At 65.8% G+C, this 24,079-nt stretch carries 25 protein-coding genes; 15 read left to right on the top strand and 10 right to left on the bottom strand.

Annotated features, from left to right (window positions below; translation table 11 throughout):
- The first annotated feature begins 110 nt into the window (after positions 1-110).
- The gene (locus ACZYSP_RS20410) at positions 111-608 is read left to right on the top strand and encodes a polyhydroxyalkanoate granule-associated phasin (RefSeq protein ID WP_093057143.1); all 498 of its coding nucleotides are present in this window, start codon (positions 111-113) and stop codon (positions 606-608) included.
- 13 nt (positions 609-621) lie between these two features.
- On the opposite strand, the gene ACZYSP_RS20405 is transcribed toward ACZYSP_RS20410, so the two are convergent.
- The 3 genes from ACZYSP_RS20405 to ACZYSP_RS20395 form a co-directional block, all read right to left on the bottom strand.
- Entirely contained in the window at positions 622-1,869 is a 1,248-nt protein-coding gene (locus ACZYSP_RS20405) for a metallophosphoesterase (protein ID WP_489016165.1), read from the bottom strand.
- Positions 1,870-2,003: 134 nt separating this feature from the next.
- Positions 2,004-2,495 (bottom strand): hypothetical protein, encoded by a 492-nt coding sequence (locus ACZYSP_RS20400; RefSeq protein ID WP_093057145.1) that lies wholly within the window; start codon positions 2,493-2,495, stop codon positions 2,004-2,006.
- A gap of 113 nt (positions 2,496-2,608) precedes the next feature.
- On the bottom strand, positions 2,609-3,133 hold the full coding sequence (locus tag ACZYSP_RS20395; RefSeq protein WP_093057146.1) for a hypothetical protein: 525 nt from the start codon (positions 3,131-3,133) through the stop codon (positions 2,609-2,611).
- 321 nt (positions 3,134-3,454) lie between these two features.
- Here ACZYSP_RS20395 and ACZYSP_RS20390 point away from each other — a divergent pair, with 321 nt between their 5' ends.
- Together ACZYSP_RS20390 and ACZYSP_RS20385 are read left to right on the top strand one after the other, a co-directional pair.
- On the top strand, positions 3,455-3,712 hold the full coding sequence (locus ACZYSP_RS20390; protein WP_489016162.1) for a hypothetical protein: 258 nt from the start codon (positions 3,455-3,457) through the stop codon (positions 3,710-3,712).
- Positions 3,697-4,110 (top strand): DUF4124 domain-containing protein, encoded by a 414-nt coding sequence (locus ACZYSP_RS20385; protein ID WP_489016160.1) that lies wholly within the window; start codon positions 3,697-3,699, stop codon positions 4,108-4,110. Before ACZYSP_RS20390 ends, ACZYSP_RS20385 begins: the two co-directional genes overlap by 16 nt.
- A 36-nt stretch (positions 4,111-4,146) precedes the next feature.
- Here ACZYSP_RS20385 and ACZYSP_RS20380 read toward each other — a convergent pair whose 3' ends face one another.
- The 3 genes from ACZYSP_RS20380 to ACZYSP_RS20370 are packed head-to-tail and all read right to left on the bottom strand — an operon-like array spanning position 4,147 to position 6,588.
- A complete protein-coding gene (locus ACZYSP_RS20380; protein WP_093076453.1) occupies positions 4,147-4,737 on the bottom strand; it encodes a cysteine hydrolase family protein in 591 nt (196 codons plus the stop codon).
- A 14-nt stretch (positions 4,738-4,751) separates the two neighbouring features.
- A complete protein-coding gene (locus tag ACZYSP_RS20375) occupies positions 4,752-5,627 on the bottom strand; it encodes an isocitrate lyase/PEP mutase family protein (RefSeq protein WP_093076452.1) in 876 nt (291 codons plus the stop codon).
- A 7-nt stretch (positions 5,628-5,634) separates the two neighbouring features.
- The gene (locus ACZYSP_RS20370) at positions 5,635-6,588 is read right to left on the bottom strand and encodes a tripartite tricarboxylate transporter substrate binding protein (RefSeq protein ID WP_093057153.1); all 954 of its coding nucleotides are present in this window, start codon (positions 6,586-6,588) and stop codon (positions 5,635-5,637) included.
- Between the two features lie 222 nt (positions 6,589-6,810).
- Here ACZYSP_RS20370 and prpR point away from each other — a divergent pair, with 222 nt between their 5' ends.
- From prpR to ACZYSP_RS20345, 5 genes are all read left to right on the top strand, one after another.
- A complete protein-coding gene (prpR, locus tag ACZYSP_RS20365) occupies positions 6,811-8,808 on the top strand; it encodes a propionate catabolism operon regulatory protein PrpR (RefSeq protein WP_489016157.1) in 1,998 nt (665 codons plus the stop codon).
- Between the two features lie 56 nt (positions 8,809-8,864).
- On the top strand, positions 8,865-9,176 hold the full coding sequence (locus ACZYSP_RS20360) for a hypothetical protein (protein ID WP_093076447.1): 312 nt from the start codon (positions 8,865-8,867) through the stop codon (positions 9,174-9,176).
- Positions 9,177-9,188: 12 nt separating this feature from the next.
- The gene (locus ACZYSP_RS20355; protein WP_218149750.1) at positions 9,189-9,566 is read left to right on the top strand and encodes an Imm8 family immunity protein; all 378 of its coding nucleotides are present in this window, start codon (positions 9,189-9,191) and stop codon (positions 9,564-9,566) included.
- Positions 9,567-9,665: 99 nt separating this feature from the next.
- Entirely contained in the window at positions 9,666-9,902 is a 237-nt protein-coding gene (locus tag ACZYSP_RS20350) for an Imm31 family immunity protein (protein WP_093076446.1), read from the top strand.
- Between the two features lie 377 nt (positions 9,903-10,279).
- Positions 10,280-10,699, top strand: coding sequence for an META domain-containing protein (locus tag ACZYSP_RS20345; RefSeq protein WP_093076444.1), 420 nt, complete (start codon positions 10,280-10,282; stop codon positions 10,697-10,699).
- A 29-nt stretch (positions 10,700-10,728) separates the two neighbouring features.
- Here the strand turns inward: ACZYSP_RS20345 and gyrB are convergent, their stop codons facing one another.
- From gyrB to dnaA, 3 genes are all read right to left on the bottom strand, one after another.
- Complete coding sequence (gyrB, locus tag ACZYSP_RS20340) at positions 10,729-13,335, bottom strand: DNA topoisomerase (ATP-hydrolyzing) subunit B (protein WP_093054970.1); 2,607 nt, start codon at positions 13,333-13,335, stop codon at positions 10,729-10,731.
- Positions 13,336-13,469: 134 nt separating this feature from the next.
- Positions 13,470-14,576 (bottom strand): DNA polymerase III subunit beta, encoded by a 1,107-nt coding sequence (gene dnaN / locus ACZYSP_RS20335; protein ID WP_093054972.1) that lies wholly within the window; start codon positions 14,574-14,576, stop codon positions 13,470-13,472.
- Between the two features lie 89 nt (positions 14,577-14,665).
- Positions 14,666-16,045 carry a chromosomal replication initiator protein DnaA gene (gene dnaA, locus ACZYSP_RS20330; protein WP_019653666.1) on the bottom strand — a complete coding sequence of 460 codons (1,380 nt, stop codon included), beginning with the start codon at positions 16,043-16,045 and terminating at the stop codon, positions 14,666-14,668.
- A gap of 286 nt (positions 16,046-16,331) precedes the next feature.
- Here dnaA and rpmH point away from each other — a divergent pair, with 286 nt between their 5' ends.
- From rpmH to ACZYSP_RS20295, 7 genes are all read left to right on the top strand, one after another.
- Positions 16,332-16,466, top strand: coding sequence for a 50S ribosomal protein L34 (gene rpmH / locus ACZYSP_RS20325; RefSeq protein ID WP_007834827.1), 135 nt, complete (start codon positions 16,332-16,334; stop codon positions 16,464-16,466).
- Between the two features lie 101 nt (positions 16,467-16,567).
- The gene (locus ACZYSP_RS20320; RefSeq protein WP_093054974.1) at positions 16,568-16,981 is read left to right on the top strand and encodes a ribonuclease P protein component; all 414 of its coding nucleotides are present in this window, start codon (positions 16,568-16,570) and stop codon (positions 16,979-16,981) included.
- A complete protein-coding gene (gene yidD / locus ACZYSP_RS20315; RefSeq protein ID WP_093054976.1) occupies positions 16,978-17,265 on the top strand; it encodes a membrane protein insertion efficiency factor YidD in 288 nt (95 codons plus the stop codon). The genes ACZYSP_RS20320 and yidD overlap by 4 nt, the downstream gene beginning before the upstream one ends.
- A complete protein-coding gene (yidC, locus tag ACZYSP_RS20310; RefSeq protein ID WP_093076443.1) occupies positions 17,262-18,953 on the top strand; it encodes a membrane protein insertase YidC in 1,692 nt (563 codons plus the stop codon). Before yidD ends, yidC begins: the two co-directional genes overlap by 4 nt.
- Before the next feature lie 68 nt (positions 18,954-19,021).
- Positions 19,022-20,428 carry a tRNA uridine-5-carboxymethylaminomethyl(34) synthesis GTPase MnmE gene (gene mnmE, locus ACZYSP_RS20305; protein WP_093076441.1) on the top strand — a complete coding sequence of 469 codons (1,407 nt, stop codon included), beginning with the start codon at positions 19,022-19,024 and terminating at the stop codon, positions 20,426-20,428.
- Between the two features lie 88 nt (positions 20,429-20,516).
- Positions 20,517-20,978, top strand: a complete 462-nt coding sequence (locus tag ACZYSP_RS20300; RefSeq protein ID WP_093054982.1) for a Crp/Fnr family transcriptional regulator — start codon at positions 20,517-20,519, stop codon at positions 20,976-20,978.
- 91 nt (positions 20,979-21,069) lie between these two features.
- Positions 21,070-22,032: a zinc ribbon domain-containing protein gene (locus ACZYSP_RS20295; protein ID WP_093076440.1), complete on the top strand. Its 963-nt coding sequence runs from the start codon at positions 21,070-21,072 to the stop codon at positions 22,030-22,032.
- 33 nt (positions 22,033-22,065) lie between these two features.
- On the opposite strand, the gene ACZYSP_RS20290 is transcribed toward ACZYSP_RS20295, so the two are convergent.
- Positions 22,066-24,054: a monovalent cation:proton antiporter family protein gene (locus ACZYSP_RS20290; RefSeq protein WP_093076438.1), complete on the bottom strand. Its 1,989-nt coding sequence runs from the start codon at positions 24,052-24,054 to the stop codon at positions 22,066-22,068.
- Positions 24,055-24,079: the final 25 nt, after the last annotated feature.

Genomic DNA, 24,079 nt, shown 5'->3' with positions numbered 1-24,079 from the left:
ACTTGATCAACAAAAATGCGGAGTCAGGTTTGCTGCACTGCAACATCTGCAGCCAGCGAAGCCTATAGTGGTCCGACCTCCTACAACCGCCTTCGAGCGCACCGCCTCACATGTCGTCTCTTACCTCCGCCGCCCGTCTGGCCAATCCGCTCATGCAGTGGCTCGACCTGGCGCTCAAGACCAACGAGATGCTGCTGTCCTCCGGCTCGGTGATCCGCATCCGGACCGAGCGCATCGCCAAGGCCGGGCTCGCGCCTAGCGCGGCCGACCTGGCGGAATTCCAGCTCATGGGCGACGAGAAGCTCGCGGCTGCGAGCGAATCGGGCATTGCGATGGTGAAGCAGTGGCACCGCAGCCATTTCTCGCTCGCCAACCGCGTGCTGCAGCAATGGGTTCAGAGCACGACGGCTTTCTTCTCGCTGGCGGGCAGCGTCACGCCGGCCCAGGCGGCAGCGCATGGCGACGCATTCGTGCAGTCGGCAGCCGGCACGGTCAACGCAGCGAGCCAGTTCCCAGGCATTGCGGTACGCATAGCGCGCGAAGGCCTCAAGCCGATTCACGCAGCAGCCACCTCCAACGCCCGCCGGCTGGCCGAACTGGAATCCTGATCGAGCGAGCCGCTCAGGGCTTTGCCGGCACCAGCGTCAGCAGGGTGATTTCAGAAGGCGCGCCAAAGCGCTTCGGCGGGCCCCAATAGCCGGTGCCCCGGCTCACGTACACCCACATGTCGTGCAGTCGGTGCAGGCCCGCCGTAAAGGGCTGCTGCATCGGCACGAACAGGTTCCACGGAAAGAACTGGCCGCCGTGCGTGTGGCCCGACAGCTGCAGCTGGTAGCCGGCAGCTGCAGCCAGCACCGCGCTGCGCGGCTGGTGCGCGAGCAGCACGCGCGTGTGCACCAGCGGCGGTGCGTCATGCAGCGCCAGGTGCGGATCGCTGGCATGCGCAGCATCGAAGTGCCCGGCGGTGAAGTCGGTCACGCCGGCCAGCACCAGCGCGCTTTCGAACAGTTCTTCGTCGGTCTGCGCGCCGCGCACGTTGCGCGTCTGCAGCACCACGTGTTCATTGAGCAGCACCTTCAGGCCCAGCCGGCGCAGCTCATCGATCCAGGCATGCGCGCCCGCGTAGTACTCGTGGTTGCCCGTGACCACAAAGGTGCCGTGGCGCGCGCGCAGCCCGGCCAGCGGCGCGATGTGCTCGCGCAGTTCAGGCACCGTGCCGTCGACCAGGTCGCCGGTGATTGCGATGGCGTCGGCGCCGAGGCGGTTCACCGCATCGACGATGCGTTGGATGTAGGCGCTGCGGATCGTCGGCCCCACGTGGATGTCGCTGAGCTGCGCGATGGTGAAGCCTTCGAGCGCCTGCGGCAGGCCCTGGATGGGCACGTCCACCCGCTTCACGCTGGCCGTTCGGCGCGCATTGAGAAAACCGATTACCGACGTGGCCGTGGCCATCGTCAGCACCGCCAGCGCGCTCCATGGCTGCAGGGCGTTCCAGTGCACCTGCACGCCGCCCAGCGCACTCGCGAGCCAGGTCAGCAGCAGGCCCGCATCGCGCACCAGCGTCAGCACGAACATCGACGAGAACCAGCCCATGCTGATCAGGCCGACCCACTTGAGCACCTCGCCCGCCGATGCGTCGCGCCCGATGCGGCGCGATGCGAAAGGCAGCGGAATCGTCACCGCCGACACCACCAGCGCGAGCAACGCCAGCGGCCATGCGGGCGTGAGCATGGCCAGCGCGGGCAGCAGGCGCAGCGCTATATAGACATGCAACAGCGCGGTCAGAGCGCTCAGGGGACGGATCGGCATCGGGGCAATGGGTTCGGGCACTGCCCGGGATACACCACCTGCAAGGCGCATGCCGCGCATTCAAGATACCGGGAGACGCCGCAATCGCTATTTTTTCTATAGCGCAAGGCGCCCGGATAGCAGGCGTTATGGCCTGGTGGAGCTAACAAAGCGGGTGCCGGCCGGATGCGGTGCCGGCGCCCACTTTCGCCGCGCTACTGCACCGTGCGCGTGCTGGCCGAAGCCATGTCGGTGCCCGCCGGCCAGACGAAGGTCGCCTTGGTCGGCGCGCCCTGCAGAACGTGCAGTGGCTGCTTCAGCACCTGGCTGCCGATCCGCGCCTCGACCTCGTAGTTGCCCGGGTCCAGCCGCGCCACCATGAACGGGCCGCCCGACACCACGTTGTCGAGCAATGCGACGCCGCTGCTGTCGCGCACCGTCACGTGCACATTGGCCGCGAAGTCGGCGCCTTTGCTGTCCTTGACAGCGAATTCGAAGGTGGCGGGCCAGCGCGGCGACACCGTCTCCATCAACTGGGCCTCGTCGCTGCCGATGCCGCCGCTCATGTACTCGACGCCGTGCGCCATGTATATCGGCGGGTTCACCGCCGCCTGGGCCGACGAAAGCGCGCCGAGCAGAACAGCGCCGCAGAACACCGCGGCCGCCAGCGGCCGCATCGTGCGCGATGATGGAAAACGGGGGGTCATGGTCTGGATCCTTTCCTGGTCGTCGTGGCGAGAAGCCACGGTGCCACTGTGCGGCGCGTGACTTAGGAAAGGCTGACCGGCCTGCCAGGCCGGGTAGCGGAGCGGCCGACCGCTCAGCGGGCGGCGGAAGTTTGCGCGAGGGCCTGCGTCTGCGGCAGCGCCGGCGTCACCGAAGCCATGTCGAAATTCGACGGCCAGACGAACGAGGTGCGCGCCGGCATGCCGGCAATCACCACCAGCGACTGCGTCAGCGTGAGACCGCCGAGCGTCACGTTCACGTCGTAGGCGCCCGGATTGAGGCGCGCCAGCATGTAGGGGCCTTGCGACTGCACGTCCATCACGACCTGGCCGGTGTATTTCTGGCGCACCTCGATCAGGGCCTTGGCCGGAAAGCCGGCCACCTGCGCGCCCTTGCCGTCACTCACGCCGAACTCGATGGTCGCGGCCCAGCGCGGCGACACCATTTCCATGAATGCGGCTTCATCCCTGGCGGCGCCACCGCACATGTATTCGATGCCCTGCGCCACCTGGATGGGCGGGTTCGAGAACGCATGGGCCGAAGTCACGGCCCCGAGGAATGCTGCTGTACCGCCCAATACCAGCGCGGCCAGGGGCCGGCGGAGACGCGTAGGGTTCATTGCTGTGTGGTCCTCGATCTTGCGTGACGTGAAATCCGTCGAGGATTTTGCTTAGCAAGAGTCGGGCTAGATATAGCGTTTACGAGGAACGATCTTCGGATTGGAACTGAATGCTATTGTTTTCATAGCTGATGACGGCCGTGTGACGCGCGTGCGGGCTACTTTTATTAACAGACCTCACGGAAACCCTGATCCGTGCTTTTTCGCCGAGTCATGCGGCGTTTTGGCGTCTGAATCCGCAAACGTGCAGGGGTGCGCGCCTACAGCGGTGCATCGCGGCGCGCGATATGAACTGCTGAACGGACACACGGAGCTTCAGCCATGACCCTCGAATCGACGATCGAAGAGTTCAAGAAAGTGGACGCCCAGCGGGCGGATTACCCGGGCGAGCACTTCGTGGTGCTGGGTGCGGGCGTATTGCTGCTGCTGGCGGCGGGCCGCAGCCGGTCGTTCCTGACGCGCATCGTGGCGGGCGCAGCGGGCGGTGCGTTGATCGGGCGCGCGGCCAGCGGCACTGGCGGAATCGCAAAGCTGGCGGGGACGTTGCAGAGCGGGGGCCTGGCATGGCCGCGGCACTGAGCGGGCGGCCGGAAACCGGCCTCGGGTCGCAACGCTATTGGGCGCCGTGCCTGGCGTTGGCATTGCTGGCGGTGTTCCTCTTCTACGTGGCACTGACGGACTTGCTGAGGGAGCGCGCGGCGCGAGCGCCTGTCCAGGCGGCCATGGTCCCTGCGGTCGTTCGGCAGCCGCCGGCGACCGCTCGCTCCGGCGATGCACTACCGGCGAGTTCGGCTGCCCTGCCCGTTCGGGCATCCGCCTTGCCGGCCTCGCCATCCACCCCTTCCGATGTGTTGCCAGTAGCGGCAGCGCCTGCTCGCTCTACGGTGACCAAGTGCGTCACGCCTTCCGGCACGGCCGAATATTCAGACGGCCCCTGCACCGAAGGCTCGCAGGTCTCGACTCTGCACCTCCAATGACAAGCGCCCGGCAGGACGTGTCCGCGGCGCCCGAAGCTAAGGCGAAATCGCTTCGCAAAACTCCGCCGTAGTGGCCACGGTCGCCTGTCTTGGAAAGATCTCGCGCAACAGGAACTCGTTCACCTTGGCATCCGGATCGGCGCACGCGTCCGACAGGACGATGACCCGATAGTCGAGGTCGTGCGCCTCGCGAACCGTGGAAAGCACAACGCCACTGGTGTGTACGCCGGCGAGCACCAGGGTTTCGATGCCCGCGCGCTGCAGTTGGGCGTGAAGGTCGGTCGTCGAGAAGGCGCCCACCCGCGTCTTGCGAACAATGATGTCGCCCGGCGCGACGCCCAAATCCGGATGGACGGCGGTCGATGGGGAATCGAGATGCATATGGGCGCCCGCCGCCTTGACGCGCGCGCCCATGGCGCTGTGCCTGGGGAAGCGCTCGAGGTCGGCCGCATCGAAAGCCACGCGCACGAAGCCCACCTTCGCGCCTCGCGAGCGCATCAACTGCTGTACCGGCATGATCTTCGCGAACAGCGTTGCCGGATCGGGAAGGAAGCCGAGGATGCCGGGCTGGTAGTCCATGACCAGCAGCGCCGATCGCTGGATCTCTGCGGTTGAAAGCCTGTTCATGGCACTGCCTGGGCCTAGATGTAGAGACGCTCGAGCGCGTCCCATTGGGGTTTGCCGACGAGGCGCTGGCGCTCGGCGAAAGGGGCTACCAGCGCGGGATCTTCCTCCAGGCGCTTGTCGTCCCGCAGGGCGGTGAGCGCTTTCTGCATGCCGGCCACCGCGCCCTGCAAGGCGGCGTTGGCGTAGAGCACGAAGCCGTAGCCCAGCGCGCCCAATTCCTGCGCACCGAAGGTCGGCGTCTTGCCGCCGATCACCATGTTCATGAGCTGCGGCTTGTTCAAGCGTTGCGGCATCGCACGCACTTCGTCGGCCAGTGTCACGGCTTCGACGAACAGGATGTCGGCGCCGGCCTCGCTGAACTTCTGCGCGCGCTCGATGGCGGCCTCGAAGCCGTGCACGGCGGCCGCATCGGTGCGGGCCATGACGAGCAGGTCGCTGTCCTGCCGGGCGTCGACAGCCGCCTTGATCTTGCCGAGCATCTCGTCGGTGTCGATCACCGCCTTGCCCGAGAAGTGGCCGCAGCGCTTGGGGCTGACCTGGTCTTCGAGCTGGATGCAGTCTGCCCCTGCCCGCTCGAGCACGCGCACCGTGTGGCGCACGTTCAGCGCATTGCCGAAGCCGGTGTCGGCGTCGACCAGCAGCGGCAGGTTCACCGCGTCGCGGATGCGCGCCGTGTGCTCGGCGATCTCGTGCAGGCCCATGAAGGCCTGGTCGGGCAGGCCGAGGTACATGTTGGTGACGCCCGCGCCGGTGATGTAGATCGCCTCGAAGCCGAGGTCTTCGATCACGCGTGCCGACATCGCGTTGAACGCGCCCGGCACCAGCACGCTGCGGCGTGCCTCGGCCAGCCGGCGCAGGGTTTTCTTCGGAGATTCGTTGGTCGTGCTCATGGGGTTCTCAGTCTTCCTTCATGCCGGTGGCCTTCACGACGCCACCGAGCCTTGCGCGCTCCTCGTCGACGAACTTGGTGAAGCTCGCACGAGTGCCGCCGATGGGCTCGATGCCCATGTCCTTCAGGCGCTTGGCCGTCTCCGGCGACTTCATGGCTGCGTCGATCGCAGCGGCCATCTTGTCGAGGATGGCGTCGGGCGTGCCGCGCGGCGCGTGCACGCCGGCCCAGTGCGCGATGCGGATCTCGGGGAAGCCCTCTTCAGTCGCCGTCGGCAGCTCGGGGTAGGCCGAGATGCGCTGCGTCCACGTGCCTGCCAGTGCCTTGAGCTTGCCGCTCTTGATGTACGGCAGCACCACGATGCTGGCCTCCGACGTCGCCTCGACCTGGTTGCCGAGCACCGCGGTGATCGACTCCGAGCCGCTCTTGTAGGGCACCACGTCGAGCTTGCTGCCGTACTTCGTCTCGAGAATGCCTTCGACGAAATGCGGCGTGCTGCCGGTGCCCGCCGTGGCCCAGTGGAAGCCGTTGCCAGCTTTCTTCGACGCGGCGACGAACTCCTTCAGATCCTTGTAGGGCGCGTTGGCCGGCACCACCACCACCGAGGGCGCCAGCGCGATCATGGCCACCGGCACCAGTGCCTCGTCTTTGTAGGGCATGTTCTTCTTGATCATGCTGTTCGACACCACGCCGGCCGCGCTCACCAGGAAGGTGTAGCCGTCGGGCGCGCTCTTGGCGACCACGTCGGCGCCGAGGATGGCGCCCGCACCGGGCTTGTTGTCGATGATCACCGGCTGGCCCAGTTGCTTCGATGCTCCTTCGGCCGCGGCGCGCGCCATCAGGTCGTTGGCACCGCCCGCAGAGAACGGCACGACCAGCCGGATCGGCTTGGTAGGCCATGTCTGTGCCTGGACGCTCAGAGATAGCGTGCAAGCCAGGGCGGCGGCAGTTGCGCATGTCACTGCAGAAAGGCGACGGAAGTTCACGGTTGGCTCCTGGTTATTTGGGAAAGCAAGACCACGGGGGGTCTTATCCAGGGTGCGCAAGCGCTATGCCATAGACCGGATTCGCAAGTCGTTGGATATAAGTCATTGATCCAAAAGGAATTTGTGACTTTCTTCGGTGGTTTTTCAATGCGCGATGTTTCAGATTCATTTCACTTTTGAAACCATAGAATTCGCCGAATGAACGCACTCGTCCTGCCACCTGTCCATTCGTCCGCTGTGCCTCGCCGGCCTCGCATCGTGGCCGTGGCTCGCCACCGACTGGGCCGCGTGCTGGTGCGGCTGTTACCCGAGGTGGCGGCGCAGGCGCAAATCGAACTGGTAGGTCTTGCCTTCGACGAGGCCGTCGAAGCGGTGCGCGAACTGCATGCGCGCGCACCGGTCGATGCGGTGGTGGCGGCAGGTGCCAGCGGCGAATGGCTGCGCCAGCATCTGGACATCCCGGTGGCCATGGTGGAGGTACGCGGCTTCGACCTGATGCGTGCGCTGGCGGCCGCGCGCGCCCTCTCGCCCCGGGTGGGGCTCGTGTCGTTCGACGGTCCCTCGGAGCATCTGGCGCAGCTCGACGCGCTGTTCGGCATGGGCATCGCCCAATTCAGCTATCGGGGTGCCGACGACGCCCCCGCCTGCGTGGAGGCGCTGCGCGCGGCTGGCGTCCAGGCAGTGGTCGCGCCCGGCCTGGTCGCCGACCTGGCCGAGCAAGCCGGCATCGCCAGCGTGCTGATGTATTCGGACGATGCCGTGCGCCAGGCGCTTCAGGACGCCATCCATCTTGCGCGCCACAGCCTTGCCGAGCGGGCGCGCCACGAACGGCTGAACACTGTCCTCGGCCAGCTGCAGGACGGCGTGGTCGCGGTGGACTTGCAGCAGCGCATCGAGGCGCTGAACCCGGTCATGGCGGAACTGCTGGGAGCCTCCGTCCAGGAACTGGCGGGCCGCGTGCTGGGCGAAGTGGAGCCCGTGCTGGACCTCGGCGCCACGCTGCGCCTGCGCGAGGCCCCGGCCGAGGAGGTGCTGCAGATCGGCATGCGTACGCTGGTGGTCCGGCGCGCGCCGGTCATCGAAGGCGGCGAGGTCACCGGCGCGCTGCTCGTGTGCCGCGACCCGGCGGTGATCCAGCGCGCGGACCGCCACCTGCGCGCCAACCAGCGGCAGCGGGGCGCTCCCACGCGATACCGGCTTGACGCATTCACAGGCAACAGCGCCCTGGCGCAGCGCGTGCGCGAGCATGCTGCGCAATGCGCCTCAAGCGAGGCCACGGTCCTCATCGTCGGTGAGAGCGGCACTGGCAAGGAGCTCGTGGCGCAGGGCATTCATACCGCCAGCCGGCGAGCGACGCAGCCGTTCCTGGCCGTGAACTGCGCCGCCCTGGGAGAGAGCCTGCTGGAGAGCGAGCTGTTCGGCTACGAGGAAGGCGCCTTCACTGGCGCGCGGCGCGGCGGTAAGACAGGCCTGGTCGAAGCCGCCCACACGGGCACTCTGTTTCTCGACGAGATCGGCGACATGCCGCTGGCGCTGCAGACCCGGCTGCTGCGCGTGCTGCAGGAGCGGGAGGTGCTTCGCCTCGGGGCGACCGCTGCCGTGCCGGTGGACCTGCGCGTGATCGCGGCCACACATGCCGACCTGGCGTCCCAGGTGGAGCGCGGCCTCTTCCGGCGCGACCTGTACTACCGGCTCGCGGTGCTGCGTATCGAGATGCCTCCCCTGCGCGATCGCGAAGCCGACATCGCACTCCTGGCGGCCGAACTAATGGCCCGCCGCGCCGGCAGGGCTGGCGTACCGGCAGCGCAGGCATCGGCCTGGCTCGCCGCTTTGCTGGAACTGGCCGCGGGCTACGGTTGGCCCGGCAACGTGCGCGAGCTGGAGAACCTGGTCGAGCGCCTGCTGGCTTGTCACAGCTACCTGGCGCCCGCCGGCAACCTGGACCGGGCCCGTCTGCTGGAGGTGTTTCCCGAATGCACCCAAGCTCGCCCGGCGCCCGTGCGCGAGCGCCTGCTGAAGGGTGCGCGCCGCGCCGCTGAACTACGTCGCGTGCGCGAGGTGCTTCAATCGGTGCAGGGCGACCAGGCCAAGGCCTGCGCCGTGCTCGGCATCAGCCGCGCCACGCTGTGGCGGCGGCTGCGCGATGAAGAGTCGGCGACGGACGCTGGTCCCACGCCAAAGAAAACGCGCGCCTAGCGGCTTTGTAGGTTCTCAAATTTGTTGAGGAATCGTGATTAGGGCCATCAACAGCGATGCGCAACAAGATGAAGCGCATCCTCAACCAGACTGCGGCGGGCGGAAACCGAGGCATCACCGGAAGCGTTTCGCCGAAGGATGCGATGAAGCTGGGCAAGGCCTTCGTCGGACCGGAGCATCGTCCGATGTCGAACGGCAAAGGCCTGGTGTCTGCCGATGGCAAGCGGACTTTCCGCTTCCCGGCAGAGAAAAGGGGTTTCGACAGGGTCAACGGTCGGCCGTGGTCAAGAACTGGAAAGCAAGTCAACGTCGAAACGAAAAACGCCGATGGCGATGTCGTCGGCAATGTCCACCTGGATGTGCACTGACAGAGAACAATCATGCGAAAAGCCAAGTACCAACTCGTCCTGCGGGAGATGTCATCGACAATGACCGATCCGCTCGAGCAATGGCGCCCCCGAACGCTCGAGGACACCTACACCACGCTCGACCTCGACGTCTCGATGAGCGACGGTGCACGAGGCAGCAATCTGTTCTGCGTGAAGGTTGCGACACCCGAGGCCCTGCGCCGCCGGGCCAAGGGCTTCTTGATCGCTGAGCACCGCGTGCTGGTGGTCGAGAAGTTCGACTACGAACTGCTCAGGCAGACGATCGAGGATATCCTCGAAAAATGCACGCGTGACACCTGGGAAGACTCGTGCGCTGCGCTACAGCGCTATTTCGCGTGGGAGTACGAGGATTTCGCGCACGAGGATTGACACGGCCCCGGCTGCCACGAGGACGAGCGTCTGCGCTTCAATCGCCTCCGTCCGAACCAAGAAACAAGACGCCCATCGAGACAGCCACTTCAAAGCAACATGGACCTATTCAGCGCGGTCAGGGTGAGTTCGAAGGCGCAGCAAAACAGCGCGATCAACGGCAAGTGCGGCGTCATTCTGGGTATTTCACCAACCGCCGAAGGCAACTGGTACGCTGTTTCCATAGACGATCAATCGTGGATGGTCTTCGAGAGTGAACTTCAAGATACTGGCTCGAAAGCCGCTCCCGACGACATCTACCCTCCGCCACGCGCAGGCTCCGAATTTGTCCCATGACCATCACTGAACTGTCTCTCGCCGCCTGACCGCTTTCTTATGGCAGCAGAGTTCTACGTTTCATTCCGGGACACTGGATGGCTCCCGAGGCATGCTGAAGGGCTGTCGGCGCAGATCAGAATGCTCCCGACTTTCTCGAAGACCGATGGCAGCGAGTATTGGTTGCAGGGGTTTGAAGACAGGGCTGCGAACGGTCGTTGGACCTATGACGTCCGGATCTTTCTGCAGGACTCCAATCAGAGATCCTGCTGGAACTTAGTAGCCGTCCTCCTAGTATCCAGGCGGACCTGCTCAGATTCCTCTCCTGGCTCAGAAGCCGGACGGAAGTTTCCGTCACCGACGAGGACGGAGAGCCCATCGGCTGGTAGCTGCGAAACATGAGACTGACCAATGCTATCGTGCCGGCCAAGTCACTCGGTGGCATTGCTCTTCGGACCTCCATCGACACGGTAATCGATGGCCTCCGGAACCACCATGTGCTGGAAGTCTTCGAGGGTGCCGTATCCATCGACGATGGATTGATCACCATCGGCCATGGCGAGAACCGACTGATCTACTCGGTGATGTGCAACTCCAGGTTCGAAGGCCGCTATGAGGGCAAGCTGTGGGCCGGAATGACGGTCAGTGAGGTCTTGAAGAACTCTACTACTCAAGTAGCGTGGGGAGGAGCAGTGGTGGTGGACGGGATCGAAGGCATTGGCTTGCCACTGCCTGATGGCTTCGATGACTTCGATCAACTCAGGGATCACCTGCCGCTGGACCATGTGTTCGAGTACCTGTCCGTCTTCTTGATCTGAAGGGTGATCTACTCTGAGAACCTACAAGATCAAACGTCGATATTCGCCGCCCGCAGCGCGTTCTGCTCGATGAACTCGCGACGCGGCTCCACTTCGTCGCCCATCAGCATCGTGAACACGCGGTCGGCTTCGATCGCGTCGTCGATCTGCACGCGTAGCAGGCGGCGCACGGTCGGGTCCATCGTGGTTTCCCACAGCTGCTCGGGGTTCATCTCGCCCAGGCCCTTGTAGCGCTGGCGCGAGGTGGCGCGCTCGGCTTCGCCGATGAGCCACTTCATGGCCTGGCGGAAGTCGTCGACCTTTTCTTCCTTGGCGCGTTCGCCTTCGCCGCGCTTGACCAGCGCGCCTTCGGGGCTCAGCAGGCCGCGGAAGGTGTTGGCTGCTTCGGCGAGCGCGGCGTAGTCGGCGCCGTGCACGAAGTCTTGCGTGAGCACGCTGCTCTTGATGTTGCCGTGGTGGCGGCGGCTGATGCGCAGCAGCGGCTTGTCGGTGCGCGCGTCGAACTCGCTGCTCACCTCGGCCGGAATGCCGGTGGTGTTGAGCTCACGCAGCTTGGCCTGCAGCGCCACGGCCGATGCCTCGGCGGCGGGCGTGGTGTCGAGGTCGAGCGCCACGCCGTCGGCGATGGCGCGCAGTGCTTCGGCGTCCATGAAGTTGCGCAGGCGCGCGATCACGGCCTCGGCCACCTGGTGCTTGCGCGCCAGCTCGCCCAGGGTATCGCCGCTCAGCGTGGTGGAGTTAGCGCCGCCGGTCTGCAGGCTCGCGTCTTTCAGCGCCACCTTGAGCAGGAAGGCGTCGAGCGCGGGGCCGTCCTTCAGGTACTGCTCTTCCTTGCCGACCTTCACCTTGTACAGCGGAGGCTGCGCGATGTAGATGTGGCCGCGCTCAACCAGCTCGGGCATCTGGCGATAGAAGAACGTCAGCAGCAGCGTGCGGATGTGGGCGCCGTCGACGTCGGCGTCGGTCATGATGATGATGCGGTGGTAGCGCAGCTTGGCGACGTTGAAGTCGTCCGCGCCGCCGCCCGCGGTGGTTGCGCCGGCACGGCCGATGCCGGTGCCCAGCGCGGTGATCATGGTGAGAATTTCGTTGCTGGTGAGCAGCTTCTCGTAGCGAGCCTTCTCGACGTTCAGGATCTTGCCGCGCAGCGGCAGGATGGCCTGGAACTTCCGGTCGCGGCCCTGCTTGGCGGAGCCGCCGGCGGAGTCACCCTCCACCAGGTAGACCTCGCACAGCGCCGGATCTTTCTCCTGGCAGTCGGCCAGCTTGCCGGGCAGGCCCATGCCGTCGAGCACGCCCTTGCGGCGCGTCATTTCGCGGGCCTTGCGGGCGGCTTCGCGGGCGCGGGCGGCCTCGACGATCTTGCCGCAGATGATCTTGGCGTCGTTCGGGCGTTCCTGCAGGTAGTCGGTGAGCAGCTTGCCGACGATGTCCTCCACCGGCGCGCGCACTTCGCTGGACACCAGCTTGTCCTTGGTCTGGCTCGAGAACTTGGGCTCGGGCACCTTCACGCTCAGCACGCAGCACAGGCCTTCGCGCATGTCGTCGCCGGTGACTTCGACCTTCGCCTTCTTCGCGAACTCGTTCTCTTCGATGTACTTGTTGATGACGCGGGTCATCGCGGCGCGCAGGCCGGTCAGGTGGGTGCCGCCGTCACGCTGCGGGATGTTGTTGGTGAAGCACAGCACCTGCTCGTTGTAGCCGCTGTTCCACTGCATCGCCACTTCGACGCCGATGTGCGTGCCGGGGATGCCGCCGTAGGTGTCGGCCGGGCGCTCGCCTTCGGCATAGAACGAGTTCGGATGCAGGACGGTCTTGCCCTTGTTGATGAACTCGACGAAGCCGCGCACGCCGCCGGCGCCGGAGAAGTCGTCTTCCTTGCCGGTGCGCTCGTCCTTCAGGCGGATGCGCACGCCGTTGTTCAGGAAGCTCAGTTCGCGCAGGCGCTTGCTGAGAATCTCGTAATGGAAGTCCGAGTTCTCCTTGAAGATCTGGGTGTCAGGAAGAAAGTGCACCTCGGTGCCGCGCTTGTCGGTGTCGCCGATGATCTTCATGGGCGAGACTTCGACGCCGTTCACCGTCTCGAGCAGGCGGTTCTGCACGAAGCCGCGGCTGAATTCGAGTTCGTGGATCTTGCCTTCGCGGCGCACCACCAAACGCAGCATCACGCTCAGCGCGTTCACGCAACTCACGCCCACGCCGTGCAGGCCGCCCGACACCTTGTAGCTGTTCTGGTTGAACTTGCCTCCGGCGTGCAGTTCGGTGAGCGCAATTTCCGCAGCCGAGCGCTTGGGCTCGTGCTTGTCGTCCATCTTCACGCCGGTCGGGATGCCGCGGCCGTTGTCGGTAACGGAGATCGAGTTGTCGCTGTGGATGGTCACGACGATGTCGTCGCAATGGCCAGCCAGGGCCTCGTCGATGGAGTTGTCGACGACTTCGAACACCAGGTGGTGCAGGCCGGTGCCGTCGGAGGTGTCGCCGATGTACATGCCGGGGCGCTTGCGCACGGCTTCAAGCCCTTCGAGGATCGTGATGGAGCCTTCGCCGTAGCTGGTGTCGGGGGCCACGGTGTCGATCTCGGGGATGTAGACGGGCTCGGTGTGGGGCACGTCGGGCTTGTTTTCTTCAGCACTCATTCGGATATTCCTCTAACTCTCACGGTATTCACGTGATATTTCGGGCTCTCAAAAGCTCAATTCGCAGCCTCTTGAAAGCGCAAACCCGCGGAGGGCCGCGGGCTGTATGCGCAAGGCGCTGCGTGGTGTGTCTGCTAGATACGCATCGGCATCACGACGTACTTGAAAGATGCGTTCTCGGGGATGGTTAACAAGGCCGAGCTGTTGGAGTCGGCAAGGTCCAGCTTGACCATGTCCTGATCCATGTTCGACAGCGCGTCGATCAGGTAGGTCACGTTGAAGCCGATTTCGATGGCGTCGCCGCCGTAGTCGATGTCGAGCTCGTCCTGGGCTTCTTCCTGCTCGGCGTTGTTCGACGCGATGCGCAGTGTGCCCGGCTCGATGTTCAGGCGCACGCCCTTGAACTTCTCGCTGGTCAGGATGGCGGTGCGCTGCAGGCTGGCCAGGAGCGGCGCGCGGCCCAGCGTGACGGTGTTCTTGTGGTTCTTCGGGATGACGCGGTTGTAGTCGGGGAACTTGCCCTCGACCAGCTTGGTGACGAACTCCATGCCGCCGAAGCTGAACTTGGCCTGGTTGTTCGCGAACTGCATCTCGATGGCGCCTTCGGCGTCGGACAGCAGGCGCTGCATTTCGAGCACGGTCTTTCGCGGCAGGATGACTTCCTGGCGCGGCACTTCGACGTCGAGCGTGGCCGACGAGAACGCCAGGCGGTGGCCGTCGGTGGCCACCAGGCTCAGCTGCTTGCCTTCGGCAACGAACAGGATGCCGTTCAGGTAGTAGCGGATGTCGTGCACGGCCATGGCGAACGACACCTGCGAGAGCAGGTCTTTCAGCGTCTTTTGCGGCACGCTGAACACGGGGCCGAAATTGGCTGCTTCCTGAACCAGCGGAAAGTCTTCGGCGGGCAGCGACTGCAGCGTGAAGCGGCTCTTGCCGCCCTTGAGCACCAGCTTGCTCGCGCTCGATTCGAGGCTCACGGTCTGGTCGGCCGGCATGGTGCGCAGGATGTCGATCAGCTTGCGCGCGCCGATGGTGGTGGTGAAGTTGCCTTCGTCGCCGCCGAGCTCGGCGGTGGTGCGGATCTGGATCTCGAGGTCGCTCGTGGTCAGCTGCAGCTGGCCGCCGGTCTTGCGGATCAGCACGTTCGCCAGGATCGGCAAGGTGTGACGCCGCTCGACGATGCCCGCCACCGACTGCAGCGCGGCGAGGACTTTGTCTTGGTTTGCCTTCAAAACGATCATGTCTTCTTCCTCTTCTCTATCTCTTTGAATCAGCCTGTAAGACGCCATTCTCCGCTGTCGCGAGGGGCACCCTTGATGACATTCGGCGGTCAGCCCTTGAGCGTCTGTTCGAGCACGTGGAGCTGCTGGTTGAGCTCGGTGAGCTGCTGGCGCTCGCCCGAGATCTTGCGCACCGCATGCAGCACCGTCGTGTGGTCGCGCCCACCGAACAGCTCGCCGATTTCCGGCAGGCTTTTCTGCGTGAGCTCCTTGGCCAGGTACATCGCGATCTGCCGCGGCCGCGCAATGCTGGCCGGGCGTTTCTTGCTGTACATGTCGGCGACCTTGATCTTGTAGTAGTCGGCCACCGTCTTCTGGATATTCTCGACGGAGATCTGCCGATTCTGGATCGACAGCAGGTCGCGCAGCGCCTCACGCGCCAGGGCGATCGAGATCTCCTTCTGGTTGAAGCGCGAATACGCCAGGATCTTGCGCAGCGCCCCTTCGAGCTCGCGCACGTTGGAGCGCACGTTCTTGGCGACGAAGAAGGCCACTTCTTCCGGCATTTCGGCCGATTCGGCGCGCGCCTTGTTGATCAGGATGGCCACGCGCATTTCAAGCTCGGGCGGCTCGATGGCCACCGTGAGGCCCGAATCGAAGCGCGAAACCAGGCGTTCGTGGATGTCCGCCAGCCCCTTCGGATAGGTGTCGCTGGTCATCACGATGTGCGACTTCTTGGCGAGCAGGGCCTCGAACGCGTTGAAGAATTCTTCCTGCGTCCGGTCCTTGTTGGCGAAGAACTGCACATCGTCGATCAGCAACAGATCGAGCGAGTGGTAGCGCTCCTTGAACTCATCGAAAGTCTTGCGCTGATAGGCTTTGACCACATCCGAGACGAATTGCTCGGCGTGGATGTAGAGAACTTTGGAATCCGGCTTGTCGGCCAGCAGCCGGTTACCCACAGCGTGCATCAGGTGGGTCTTGCCCAGGCCGACGCCGCCGTAGATGAAAAGCGGGTTGTAAAGATGGCCAGGCATGCCAGCCACGTGCATGGCCGCGGCGCGCGCCATGCGGTTGGCCGTGCCCTCGACCAGGGTGTCGAAAGTGAGGCCGGAATTCAGGCGGTTCTTGAAGCCGGCCGCGGCCGGCTCCTCGCCCGGTCCGGCCACGTCGCGCGGCACGTCCGTTTCGGTCATGACGGCCACGGGCGCAGAGCGCACGGGCACTTCGCGCGGAGCGAGCGCTAACTCGATGGCAACCGGCTGGCCGTACATCTTCTCGGCCATGGCGGCGATCTTGCCGGCGTACTGGGCCCGGATCCAGTCGAGCTTGAAGCGGTTGGCAACGAACACCGTCATGCGCGACAGGTCGTCGGCGACCTGCGCTGTCAGGGGCTTGATCCAGGTGTTGAACTGCTGCTCGGACAGCTCCTGCGCGAGCTGGTCGACGCAGGCCTGCCACAGGCTTTCGCCGATGCCGTCAGTCGACATGGGCGCTTGAAAAAGTGATGAGACCCTCGGGCATTTTTGGTATAGGTATTGTGGATATTCTCTGCTGGAAGGCGCTCGGCATTCTAACTTGTCAAAACCTTATCCACACGCTGGCCGGCATGTCGAAAGGCCCGCAAATCTGCTCGAAGATTGTTCCGGCGGCCAATGTTTGCGATAATTGCGGGTTTCCCTGAAAACCTCATTGCGTCTTTCGGGGGCCATCCGAAACACGCTCCCCAGCGCCCGCAGGTTTTTTCATGCGGAAATCAGGGAATCTGGAACCATCATGAAACGCACATACCAAGCATCCAAAGTCCGCCGCGCCCGTACCCACGGCTTCCTGGTCCGCATGAAGACCCGCGGCGGCCGTGCCGTCATCAACGCACGCCGCGCCAAGGGCCGCAAGCGCCTGGCCGTCTGACGGCAGACCACCTGCCGTTGCCAGCAGCCGACACGTCAGCGCAGGCTCCCGCAGCCAGCGCTTCCGGTCCAACCGGCAATGACGTGCACAGCCCGGCTTCCATGCAGCGGCTCAAGACCCGCGCGCAATTCCAGGCCGTCCTCGCAGGTGCCACCGTGGCGCGCACTGCTCATTTCGCATTGCATCGCTGTGCGCTCGATCTCGCATCGAGCGCACAGCCGTTGTTCGCGTCCGACGACGTCTGGCTGGGTGCCATGGTGCCCAAGCGCTGGGCGCGTCGTGCTGTCACGCGCAATGCCATCAAGCGTCAGATCTACGCCGTGAGTGCCGCTCCCGGCGTCGCCTTGCCGCGTGCTGCGCACGTGGTGCGCCTGCGCGCCGGTTTCGACCGCAAGGAATTCGTGAGCGCCACCTCGGACAAGCTCAAGGCCGCCGTGCGCGCCGAGCTCCAGCAACTGCTGGCGCGGGCTGCGCGCACTCCCGCGGCGCCTGCGGCTCCCTCCTCTTCGCCATGAAACGCCTGCTGATCGGCCTCGTGAAGGCCTACCGCCTGCTGCTGAGCCCCTGGCTCGGCCAGTCGTGCCGCTTCACGCCGACCTGCTCCGTGTATTCGATCGAGGCGCTCGAGGTGCACGGCGCGCTCAAGGGCAGCTACCTGACTCTGCACCGCATCGCGCGCTGCCAGCCCTGGTGCCAGGGCGGCCACGATCCGGTTCCACCGAAATCTCAGCGTCGCACTGACAAGTCAGGATCGCTGTTTTCGTCTCTTCTCTCCTCCGACAAGAAGTCTTCGTCATGAACGATATCCGCCGCACGATACTGTGGGTGATTTTTGGGTTCTCGCTGGTGCTGCTGTGGGACCAATGGCAGGTCTTCAACGGCAACAAGCCGACCTTCCTGCCGTCGACCAAGCCGGCCGCCACGGCCGCCGCCCCAGCCAACGCACCTGCAGCCAACAACGGCGTGCCGACCGCATCCGGCACCAGCGGCAACGCGGGCGCCGTGCCCACGCAAGCCGCCGCGGCCGCGCCGCGCGAGCAGGTCAACGTGACCACCGACCTGTTCAAGGCAACGATCGACAGCGAAGGCGCCACGGTCAACCACCTCGAACTGCTGAAGTACGACGAAGCCGACCGCACCAAGCACGTGGTGCTGTTCGAAAACGGCTCGTCCGCCACGCGCTACGTCGCGCAGACCGGCCTGCTGAACCAGGTCGACACCGGTGAGCGCTTCCCCAACCACCTGACGCCGATGACGCCGAAGGCCGGTCCGCGCGAAATGGCCGATGGCCAGAACACGCTGGAAGTGGGCTTCGAGAGCGCCCCCGTCGGCGGCCTGAAGTACATCAAGACCTACGTGTTCCACCGCGGTGACTACACCATCGGCGTGCGCCACGAAGTCGTCAACGTGAGCGACCAGCCGCGCGACGCGCAGCTCTACATGCAGCTGCTGCGCCACGGCACGGTGGCCGCCAGCACGATGTTCGGCACCAACACCTTTACCGGTCCGGCCGCGTACACCAACGAGAAGAAGTTCCACAAGCTCGACTTCAAGGACATCGCCAAGGGCAAGATCGAGCCGCCTCCGCCGGCCAACGATGGCTGGATCGCGATGGTGCAGCATTACTTCGTGTCGGCCTGGCTGCTCAAGGGCGACCCGGCCAGCGAGCAGCTGCGCCGCGAGTTCCGCGTGAAGGACCTGGGCGACAACCTCTTCACCGTTGCCATGGTGGCCACGCTGCCGAAGATCGCCCCGGGCGCCACGCAGGTCGTGAACAGCGCGCTGTTCGCCGGCCCCGAGGAAGAAAAGAAGCTCGAAGCCATCGCCCCCGGCCTGGACCTGGTGAAGGACTACGGCATCTTCGCGATCATCTCCAAGCCGCTGTACTGGCTGCTGAACCAGCTGCACGGCATCCTGGGCAACTGGGGCTGGTCGATCGTCGCGCTGGTGGTGCTGCTGAAGGCGGCCTTCTACTGGCTCAACGCCAAGGCCTACGCCAGCATGGCCAAGATGAAGGCCATCAATCCGAAGATCATGGAAATGCGCGAGCGGCTGAAGGACAAGCCGCAGGAAATGCAGCAGGAAATGATGCGGATCTACAAGACCGAAAAGGTCAATCCGATGGGCGGCTGCTTCCCCATCGTGATCCAGATCCCGGTGTTCATCGCGCTCTACTGGGTGCTGCTGTCGTCGGTCGAAATGCGCCACGCACCGTGGATCGGCTGGATCACCGACCTGTCGGCACCGGACCCCTGGTACATCCTGCCGGTCGTGATGACGGCCACCTCGCTGTTCCAGACCTGGCTCAACCCGACGCCGCCCGATCCGATGCAGGCCAAGCTGATGTGGATCATGCCGCTCGCGTTCAGCGTGATGTTCATCTTCTTCCCGGCCGGCCTGGTGCTGTACTGGATCACGAACAACGTGCTGTCGATCGCGCAGCAGTGGTTCATCAACAAGCGACTGGGCGTGCTCGGCACCAAGTAGCCGCACACCACCCCAGCCATCCCACGAAGGGCCGCGTCAGCGGCCCTTTTTGCTGAAAGAATCCGCCCATGCTCGCCCGCACCACCGATCCCATCGTCGCCGTCGCCACAGCCTCGGGGCGCGGGGCGGTCGGCATCGTGCGGGTGTCGGGCGCGAAGCTGGCGCCGTTGATCGAAGCCCTCTGTGGCCGCGTGCTCAAGCCGCGCGAGGCCACCTACCTGCCGTTCCGCGATGCGGACGGCGAGCCTGTCGACCACGGCCTGGCCATTCACTTCCCTTCGCCGAACTCTTTCACTGGCGAGGACGTGCTCGAGCTGCAGGCCCACGGAGGCGCGGTCGTGCTGCAGCTGCTGCTGGCGCGCTGCCTCGAAGCCGCGGCCGAGCTCGACCCCGTCACCGGCCGCCCTCGCCTGCCCGGCCTGCGGGTGGCCGAGCCCGGCGAGTTCAGCCAGCGGGCATTTCTCAACGGAAAGATCGACCTGGCGCAAGCCGAGGCCATTGCCGACCTGATCGACGCCAGCACCGAGGCGGCCGCGCGCAGCGCCGGGCGTTCGCTGTCGGGCGCGTTCTCGCGCGAGATCCACACGCTGCGCGACGCGCTGATCCACCTGCGCATGCTGGTCGAGGCCACGCTCGACTTCCCGGAAGAGGAAATCGACTTCCTGCAGAAGGCCGATGCCACCGGGCAGCTGGCAAGGCTGCAGTCGCAACTCGCCGCCGTGCAGCAGCGCGCGCGCCAGGGCGCGTTGCTGCGCGAGGGCATCAAGGTCGTGATTGCGGGGCAGCCCAACGCGGGCAAGAGTTCGCTGCTCAATGCGCTGGCCGGCGCCGAACTGGCCATCGTGAGCGCGGTGGCGGGCACCACGCGCGATGTGGTCTCGCAGACCATCCAGATCCACGGCGTGCCGCTGCACGTGGCCGACACCGCCGGCCTGCGCGAGAGCAGCGACGAGGTCGAGCAGATCGGCGTGGCGCGCGCCTGGGGCCAGATCGAAAGCGCCGATGCCGTGCTGTTCCTGCACGACCTCACCCGCGCGCACCTGGGCGACTATGCCGCCGCCGATGCGGAGATCCTGGCCGGCCTGCGGCAGAAGCTGCCCGCGAGCGTGCCGGTGCTCGATGTCTGGAACAAGCAGGACGCAGCGCCCGCTACCAACCCCGAGCAAGGCATCGCCCTGTCCGCCAAGACCGGCCTGGGCATCGAGGCCCTGCGCGAACAGCTGCTGGCCATGGCCGGCTGGCAGGCCGTGCCCGAGGGCGTGTACCTCGCGCGGGCGCGCCACGTGCAGGCGCTGGCGCGGGTCGAAACGCACCTGGCGCTGGCCGCCAGCCACCTGGTGGCACAGGCCCAGCTGCTCGATCTGCTGGCCGAAGAGTTGCGGCTGGCCCAGAACGCCCTGAACGAGATCACCGGCGAATTCGGCGCGGATGACCTGCTGGGGGTCATCTTTTCGCGCTTCTGCATTGGTAAATAACTACAGGCGACCTGAAAAACGTAAACAGTTGTAGCCGAACCTCGCGGCCATCGCGGATACTTCGGCTCACATCGGGGGCCGAAGAAACATGTCAATCCAGAACCTGAGCCGCGCCATCGCGGAGAACATGAGCACCGACGCGTTTGCGTTGACGTTCAATGTCCAGCAGTGGGAAACGCTGGCGGGCTATCTGCAGCCCATCGATGCCGGCGTCGGTGACATATTGATCGAGCAGGGCACGCCCGACCGCTCGGTGTTCTTCATCGAGAGCGGCGCCATCAGCGTGCACCGTGTCAGCAGCAAGGAGCAGATGCGGCTGGCCGTGCTCACGCCCGGCTCGGTGGTCGGCGAAGGCTCGTTCTTCTCGCGGCAGCCGCATTCGGCCAACGTGGTGGTCACTGGCGCGGGCCGTGTGTGGCGCCTCACGGCGATCCGCTTTGCGGAAATGTCGAACCGCCAGCCCAACATGGCACTGGAGATCGCGATGGCGCTCGGCGCCGTGATCGCCAAGCGCATGGCGCACCGCTCCAAGCGCGTTGCCGTGACCTGACGAAACCCCGATCGCCCACCGCCGGATAGTCGACCAGCAAGCCAGTTTCCGTTCTGGACCCCGAGAGTAGAGAGTAGTCAGCAAGTAAGCCATGGCCCTGATCTGTCCGGTCTGCAGCACGGAAAACCGTGACGGCGCGAATTTCTGCAGGAGTTGCGGCGTCAAGCTGTCCGCCGCGGGAGACCGGATTCCGCCGCCGCCGAGCCCTGAACGCGAATGGGCCACCACCGCCCCCGCCCAGTTGCGCGCGCCGACCATTCCGGCGCCGCTGTTCGACCCGGAGGAGCCGCCGCCGCCCGCGCGCTCGTCGTTCTTCAGCCGGACGCCCGCCGCGCGGCAGAACGACGAACACTCACAGACCGTGTTGATGGTGCACGACGACGGGTTGCCGCGCTCGCCCGCGCCGCCCGCTGCGTCGCCGGGGCTGGAGTCGACTTGGGCCTCGAAGCCCGAAATGAAGAAGAGACGCCGGGCCAAGGTCCGGCAGTCCGTACCGGTCGAACGGCCGCCGCGCAAGCGCGTGATCCTGCTGTGGCTCGGCCTGCTGGTGGTTGCGGTGGCGATGATCGTCGCGGGCTGGTACGGCTACGGGACGCGCAAGGCGCCTGCCGCCGCCGAAGGGGCTGCGCCAACCGTCGAGGCCCCCGCTCCCGCGGCCCCGCCGCTGCCGCCGCCGACCGAGTCGTCACCGCCTGCAGCGCCCGCGGCGCCGGCGGACCCCCAGCCCGTCGAGCCAGCCGAGACGCCGCCTGCCGCGGAAGCCGCACCTGCACCCAAGCCCGTTGCCAAGCCGCGTAAGCAGGCGACCGCCGCCGTGCAGCCGTCGAACGCGCCTGAACCCGCTGCTCCGGTCGTCGCTCCCGCTCCGCCGCCGGCACCTGCCGCCCCTGCCGAGCCTCAGGCCATGTGCGGCGACCGCAATTTCATCGCCAAGGCCCAGTGCATGGCGGCCCAGTGCCTGAAGCCCGAGTTCAAGGCCCATGCGCAGTGCGAAGCAGTGCGTCGTCAGCAGCGACTCGAAGAAGAAAAGCGCAACCCGAGCCTGATCAACTGATCGGCCGGGACCGAAGCGAAGGCTGCCGGATCGTCAGCCTTTTTGCAGCCGCTCCACGGCCATCGCCAGCGCGGCGGGCTTGCCGGACAGCACCAGCGTGTCGCCGTCTGACAGCACCGGGTTGTCGGCCAGCGCGCGGGGCTGGCCGTCTTGCCGGCGCAGGCTGGCGACGCGCACGCCCAGCGTGTGCAGCGCCATCTGCTCCAGCGTCTGGCCGACCGCACGTGCGCCGGCGTTGAGGGTGAAGCTGTTGAGGCGCTCGTGGTCGATCTCGTCGGCGTTGTCGTCGTCGGCGCCGTGGAAGTAGCCGCGCAGCAGGTTGTAGCGGGCATCGCGCTGGTCCTGCACCACGCGGATCACGCGCCGCATCGGCACGCCGACCAGCGCCAGCGCATGGCTCGCGAGCATCAGCGAACCTTCGATGGCCTCGGGCACCACCTCTGTGGCGCCTGCGGCCTGCAGCTTTTCGAGATCGTGGTCGTCCTGCGTGCGCACGATCACCGGCACGTGCGGCGCATGGGCGCGCGTGTTGGCCAGCACCTTCATCGCGCCCGGCACGTCGAGATAAGTGACGACCACCGCGCTGGCACGCGCCAGGCCCGCGGCCATCAGGGCCTGCAGCCGCGCCGCGTCGCCGAACACCACCGAGTCGCCGGCGGCGGCGGCCTGGCGCACGCGGTCAGGGTCGAGGTCGAGTGCCATGTACGGAATGCCCTCGCGTTCGAGGATGCGCGCCAGGTTCTGGCCGCAGCGCCCGTAGCCGCAGATGATCACGTGCTGCGCGGTGTTGATGGTCTTGCGCGCGATGCTCGTCATCTGCAGCGACTGCTGCAGCCAATCGCTGGCCACGAGCTTTCGCACGATGGCGTTGCTGTACATGATGATGAAAGGCGTGGCCAGCATCGACAGCACCATCGACGCCAGCACCGGGTTGGCCAGCCACGGCGGCAGCAGGCTGCGTTCCTGCGCCAGCGTCAACAGCACGAAGCCGAATTCGCCCGCCTGCGCGAGGTAGAGGCCGGTGCGCAGCGACACGCCCGAGGTGGCCCCGAGCACCCGCGCCAGCACCGTCACCAGCCCCAGCTTGAACGCCAGCGGCACCAGCAGCAGCACGCCCACCAGCAGCCAGCGCTCGACCACGATGTGCCAGTCGAGCGACATGCCCACGGTGATGAAGAACAGCCCCAGCAGCACGTCGTGGAAGGGGCGGATGTCGGTCTCGACCTGGTGCTTGTATTCGGTCTCCGACACCAGCATGCCCGCGATGAACGCGCCCAGCGCCAGGCTCAGGCCGGCCAGCTCGGTGAGCCAGGCCAGGCCCAGCGTTATCAGCAACACGTTCAGGATGAAGAGCTCTTCGCTGCGCCGCCGCGCCACCAGCGTGAGCCACCAGCGCATGATGCGCGGGCCGCCGTAGAGCAGCACGCCGATCAAGAAGCTCGCCTTCAGCAGCGCCAGGCCCAGCGCCTTGGCCAACGCCTCGGGCGGTGCGCCCAATGCGGGGATCAGCACCAGCAGCGGCACCACGGCCAAATCCTGAAACAGCAGCACGCCCATCACGCGCTTGCCGTGCTCGCTCTCGAGTTCGAGCCGCTCGGCCATCAGCTTGACCACGATGGCCGTGCTGCTCATGGTGAGCGCGCCCGACAGCGCCAGCGCGGTCTGCCAGCCCAGTTGCCATGTCGGCGGCAGCAGCAGCCGGGCGATCAGCAGCGCGCCGACCGTGGCGATGGACATCGTCAGCAGCACCTGCAGCAGGCCCAGCCCGAACACGTGCTTTCGCATTGCGCGCAGCTTCGGCAGGCTGAACTCCAGCCCGATCACGAACATGAGGAACACCACGCCGAATTCGCCCAGGTGCTGGATGCCTTCGGTGTTCTGCGCCAGGGCGAAGGCGTGCGGCCCGATCAACACGCCAGCCGACAGATAGCCCAGCATCGGCGGCAGCTTGAGGGAGCGGCACGCCACCACGCCGATCACCGCGGCCAGGAGATACAAGAGCGTGAGATCGAACGAAGACATAGGCGCCGATGCTAGAGCAATGTCC

The sequence above is a fragment of the Variovorax sp. F042 genome, assembly GCF_057814215.1.
This window is presented reverse-complemented; position numbering and strand designations above follow the sequence as displayed.

Bases quoted from the DNA above. Each gene is read 5' to 3' on its own strand.
- yidD (WP_093054976.1), top strand. From the start codon at position 16,978: ATGAAACGCCTGCTGATCGGCCTCGTGAAGGCCTACCGCCTGCTGCTG.
- ACZYSP_RS20400 (WP_093057145.1), bottom strand. From the start codon at position 2,495: ATGACCCCCCGTTTTCCATCATCGCGCACGATGCGGCCGCTGGCGGCC.
- dnaA (WP_019653666.1), bottom strand. From the start codon at position 16,045: ATGTCGACTGACGGCATCGGCGAAAGCCTGTGGCAGGCCTGCGTCGAC.
- mnmE (WP_093076441.1), top strand. From the start codon at position 19,022: ATGCTCGCCCGCACCACCGATCCCATCGTCGCCGTCGCCACAGCCTCG.
- gyrB (WP_093054970.1), bottom strand. From the start codon at position 13,335: ATGAGTGCTGAAGAAAACAAGCCCGACGTGCCCCACACCGAGCCCGTC.
- ACZYSP_RS20345 (WP_093076444.1), top strand. From the start codon at position 10,280: ATGAGACTGACCAATGCTATCGTGCCGGCCAAGTCACTCGGTGGCATT.
- ACZYSP_RS20405 (WP_489016165.1), bottom strand. From the start codon at position 1,869: ATGCGCGGCATGCGCCTTGCAGGTGGTGTATCCCGGGCAGTGCCCGAA.
- ACZYSP_RS20300 (WP_093054982.1), top strand. From the start codon at position 20,517: ATGTCAATCCAGAACCTGAGCCGCGCCATCGCGGAGAACATGAGCACC.
- ACZYSP_RS20410 (WP_093057143.1), top strand. From the start codon at position 111: ATGTCGTCTCTTACCTCCGCCGCCCGTCTGGCCAATCCGCTCATGCAG.
- ACZYSP_RS20385 (WP_489016160.1), top strand. From the start codon at position 3,697: ATGGCCGCGGCACTGAGCGGGCGGCCGGAAACCGGCCTCGGGTCGCAA.
- ACZYSP_RS20320 (WP_093054974.1), top strand. From the start codon at position 16,568: ATGCAGCGGCTCAAGACCCGCGCGCAATTCCAGGCCGTCCTCGCAGGT.
- ACZYSP_RS20390 (WP_489016162.1), top strand. From the start codon at position 3,455: ATGACCCTCGAATCGACGATCGAAGAGTTCAAGAAAGTGGACGCCCAG.
- prpR (WP_489016157.1), top strand. From the start codon at position 6,811: ATGAACGCACTCGTCCTGCCACCTGTCCATTCGTCCGCTGTGCCTCGC.
- ACZYSP_RS20360 (WP_093076447.1), top strand. From the start codon at position 8,865: ATGCGCAACAAGATGAAGCGCATCCTCAACCAGACTGCGGCGGGCGGA.
- dnaN (WP_093054972.1), bottom strand. From the start codon at position 14,576: ATGATCGTTTTGAAGGCAAACCAAGACAAAGTCCTCGCCGCGCTGCAG.
- ACZYSP_RS20395 (WP_093057146.1), bottom strand. From the start codon at position 3,133: ATGAACCCTACGCGTCTCCGCCGGCCCCTGGCCGCGCTGGTATTGGGC.
- ACZYSP_RS20375 (WP_093076452.1), bottom strand. From the start codon at position 5,627: ATGAGCACGACCAACGAATCTCCGAAGAAAACCCTGCGCCGGCTGGCC.
- ACZYSP_RS20350 (WP_093076446.1), top strand. From the start codon at position 9,666: ATGGACCTATTCAGCGCGGTCAGGGTGAGTTCGAAGGCGCAGCAAAAC.
- ACZYSP_RS20380 (WP_093076453.1), bottom strand. From the start codon at position 4,737: ATGAACAGGCTTTCAACCGCAGAGATCCAGCGATCGGCGCTGCTGGTC.
- rpmH (WP_007834827.1), top strand. From the start codon at position 16,332: ATGAAACGCACATACCAAGCATCCAAAGTCCGCCGCGCCCGTACCCAC.
- ACZYSP_RS20290 (WP_093076438.1), bottom strand. From the start codon at position 24,054: ATGTCTTCGTTCGATCTCACGCTCTTGTATCTCCTGGCCGCGGTGATC.
- ACZYSP_RS20355 (WP_218149750.1), top strand. From the start codon at position 9,189: ATGCGAAAAGCCAAGTACCAACTCGTCCTGCGGGAGATGTCATCGACA.
- ACZYSP_RS20295 (WP_093076440.1), top strand. From the start codon at position 21,070: ATGGCCCTGATCTGTCCGGTCTGCAGCACGGAAAACCGTGACGGCGCG.
- yidC (WP_093076443.1), top strand. From the start codon at position 17,262: ATGAACGATATCCGCCGCACGATACTGTGGGTGATTTTTGGGTTCTCG.